This window comes from Anaerosporobacter sp., from assembly GCF_965301125.1.
Window position 1 is genome coordinate 1 of record NZ_CBDLAM010000255.1, and the last position, 4083, is coordinate 4083.

Below are 4083 nucleotides of genomic sequence, written 5' to 3' on the forward strand. Positions count from 1 at the left end.
TATGTATTTTAACATACTCTACTCTTGAGTCATTCTTAACTAAATGACATTGGCCTTTTACGGCTACTTTTCCTTCTACCTCTTTACTTAATAGTTATTTAATGTCATTCCATAATAACTAAGATTACCTGCTTCATCTTCTGCAGTAATTAAAATTTCATAGACACCCTCATCTAGTTTTGAGATATCTAGCTGTCCTAATTCTCCTCCTTCTACCTGTTCTGTACCTTGTACATCTATAGAATAATTTTCATCTCCTTCTTTGCGATAGCTGATAGAATATTGCTTTAGTATGCTTTCATCTTTAATTGTACCAATAAAACTAATGTTAGAACCGAGATCTGCATCTGCATTCGGTGAGGTAATTTCAATGGTAGGAGCAATTTTGTCAGAAGTATCAACCACTTGAATGGTCATTTCTTTTTCAGCGGAATTTCCATAGATATCAACAGCCTTTGCTACTATGGAAAGTGTTTCCTCATTTACTGGAATTAAGATTACTCTTCCAGGTGTATTTAATTCTACTTCTCCGTTAATATACAATTCAAATTTATCCACCCCATAATTGTCAATCGCATAACCATCAATACGGATTTCTTCTCCAACTTGGTAAACCTCTTTTGTTGTATTAATAAAGATATCTGGTATTTCACTATCAATGACAACTTTATTTTGTTTAAACTCACTTGTCTTGACAATACCAATTGCTGGCTTGCTATAAGTTCCTTCTACATCACGAACGACATATTTGATCAAATACGTTTGACCTATATCTACTTTATTAGGGAGTTGTCCCTCTGTCCACTCTCCATCCTTTATATTCTTGTAATAGAATAACTCTTCTCGAATTCCTTTATTATCGTCACTAGGGTGATCCTTGTCCTCAGCATTATAGCTTGCTGTCACCGTACACTTTGTTGCATCAGTTGTATCTTTTAATACTTCAACTTTAACATCAGCGGTAGGTCTGGTCTGAACACAAATATGACGATCATAGCCTATATTTCCTGACCAAAGGCGGTATTTATCTAATGCATCATTATCACCAACTGGGTTATCTCGTACTCTAAGTCTAATTGCATAGGCACCAGTTTGATCAAACTTCGTAATTGGTTCTGCTCCCTTTTTAATTATTAATTGTGTCTCATCCTTTGATTCACCAAATACAGTTGGGTCATATTCATATTCCCAATTTTCTTCGTATATTTCATCATTCTCTGCATCGGAGTAGTTCTTGATATAGTCAATGACATCATCACTTGTTATATAATCTTTAATCGTATAGTCTTTAGCCAATATACTATCCAAGATATATTGATTTGCATTGTCCATTGCTGAGTTAAGATTATCATTTTCCAAGAACATACCACCAGTTTGTGAGGTGCTAATAAGATCCAAATACTGATTATGGTTTTTTGTTGTCCCAAGCCCTATAAATGGTGCCTCATTTTCAAGTAGTGATTCTGCAATGCTTGCTAATTTCTCATCTTCTTCTAGTTCTGGAACAGAATCGTTACTTAGGTTAATTACAAAATGACTTGCATTCTCTCTCCACTCAAAACCATTAATAATGTCTGAAAGAGAACTTCCTTTCACTGTTTGCATAGTAATATTCTTAAATGTAAAATAAGATTGTTGACTACAAGCATGACTAGCATGACTGATTATTGGCCCAAAACCGTATCCATAATTATTATCAGGTAGAACATAGCTATCAATAATCTTTGTATCCCCATCAAAAACCGAAATAGTCTTTGCGTCTACCACTATTTTCAGATGATGATTTGAATACACATTTGGGATAGAATATGTGTTTAATATTTTACCAGCATTCTGTACCGCTTTATAAGAACCGTTTCTAAAACCAGATAAATTATTACAGTCTATCTGTACAAGTTTTAAACCAGCTTGTGTAATTAGAATACAAAAGCCTTTTATCGAGTTCTTTTCATCCGAAACTGTAGTGTTAAATAAGAAACCTCCACCTTCCATACTATGCCAGTCTGTCGCATCCCTTTGGATATCGAATTCAAATATTTTCTGTCCAGCATTATCATCTGCAACATATAGGAAGTCTTTCAAAGGTGCAACAGAATATCCTAGCATCTTAATATCAGTTTTGTTGTATATGATATGTTTCGCTAACGTAGGCAAATGCTGATCCTTATAGTTATAGTGGTCATACTCCTTCCAAGCAAATTGATCTTCTGCAGTTAACGTAGAAGTAGATACTGTACTAATTTTAGCATCAATATTATTATCCTTTAACGTTTGTTCTAACTCTTTTATTTTAGCACTATATGTATTAATTTTATCTATCGGTGCATTACCAATTGTAAATACGATGTCCGCGAATTTCTTTTTCTCGATATCTATGGTTGCCTCTGGTGCCGTATTTACAATTTCAAGACTTTTATCAGTCTCTTGCATAGCACTTGTATTGCCACGTAGATAATCAGCATCTGTTAATAGTTTAGGAATAGTATCTTCAAAGTATTCCTTAACCTCTAATTCAACTTTATACTTACCAACTTTCTTGGTTTCGTATGATAATTCTGTTGTTTCTCCTGTAATTGTATCTACAACCTCATCTTTACCATAAATCCCATCATTATTGGAATCGTAATAGATTGTCCAAATACGATTAGCTATGGTATCATTATCTGGCGAATAGGATAAATCTTTCGCTTTAATAGTTGCAATTCCATCTTTATTTCTTGTATATTCTTTCTTCTCTAATTCGAGATTAGCAATTGGAGGAAGATCCTCTACAATTGTGAATTCTTTTTGCTCTGTATATACTATATTTCCTCGTTTTACATCTATCTGTACAACGTAATTTCCTGCTTCTTTAAACAGCAACTCTTTTTTCAAATAAGTAGATGCTTCTTCATCTATTCGATACAGTTCATCAGCTAATACATTATCTTTATATATTTTCCAAGTAACTGTATCTTCTTTTACATAATTGGTGCTTCCAAGTTCCGCTAAAGTAATACTTACTTTACGGTTAACCTTTTGATTTCCTTCTACTGTTATACTTAATTCTGGTTTTAATATAAAGTCTATCAATTCAAAGTCTGCATCGGTTGCATTAATTTTTATAATTGAACCATTAATACATACCTGTTTAGCAATAATTCTTCCGTTTAAATTAAAATTATTGGCATTCACATATACAGTTCCATTTGGAGCATATAGTATGGCATTCATGTTAATTTCAGAACCATTTAGCGTGATATCTCCATTTTCAGCACATAATAAAATCCTTGAATCATCTGGTGTTGCAATAGATCCCACATTATAGGTAATGGAATCTTTGCTATAGATGATTCCTTTTCCAAGAAATTCTGTAGCATTAAATGTGGTTCGTCCATTCACATAAATAGGATTAATAACTGCAACACGATTACTATCAAACGTTTTATCGCTATCATAAGATTGGGCAGTATCTTTGATATGATCGTAAATCTCTTGGGTAATAAACGGCATGTCTATGTTCGAAGCATTCTCAACTTTGTTGTCTATTTGAAGACAGCCCTCTTCACTTGAAGTATTCGTAGTAATCATTCCACTCGCTTCTAAATCACCCTTAATTAGCAACGATGTTCCTTGGTAATAAAAATCTTTGTTAGTATGTACATCACCAACGATACTTGTTTTCCATGTGTATAGCGATAAGCTCTTGTCTCCGCCTGTATACACCGCGTATCCTAAACCTCTCCATTCCTCAGGCAATACAATTGCCGATCCTGAATTACCACCAGCAGGTGCTGTTTCTTCCTCATTCGTTACCGTTGAAACCTCGTTTGTTACGGTTTCGGTAAATGCTCTTTCTGGGATTGAAGCAACCACAGTAGAAATCATTAATATAAGTGCAAACATTCTACACCATGCAGGTCGCACAAGTCCCCTAGTCTTTGTTTTACCTCTCATAGTACTCCTCCTATTTGGAATTTATTTACATTTATATTTTGAATTATACTATTTGATACCAGATGTGTCAAACAACTTGTCCCTCCCCTATTCTGCATTTATTTACTTTATACACTCTAAATTTGCTTTTAATTTATTTGATTTGGT

General features: G+C 33.8%; 1 protein-coding gene. It reads right to left on the bottom strand.

The window, feature by feature from the left end; all coding sequences use genetic code 11:
* Window positions 1-87: 87 nt before the first annotated feature.
* Entirely contained in the window at window positions 88-3936 is a 3849-nt protein-coding gene (locus ACW2QF_RS18100; RefSeq protein ID WP_455717418.1) for a hypothetical protein, read from the bottom strand.
* Between the last annotated feature and the right edge of the window lie 147 nt (window positions 3937-4083).

Excerpts from the sequence above, each read along its gene's own strand:
- ACW2QF_RS18100 (WP_455717418.1), bottom strand. The coding sequence starts at position 3,936 with ATGAGAGGTAAAACAAAGACTAGGGGACTTGTGCGACCTGCATGGTGT.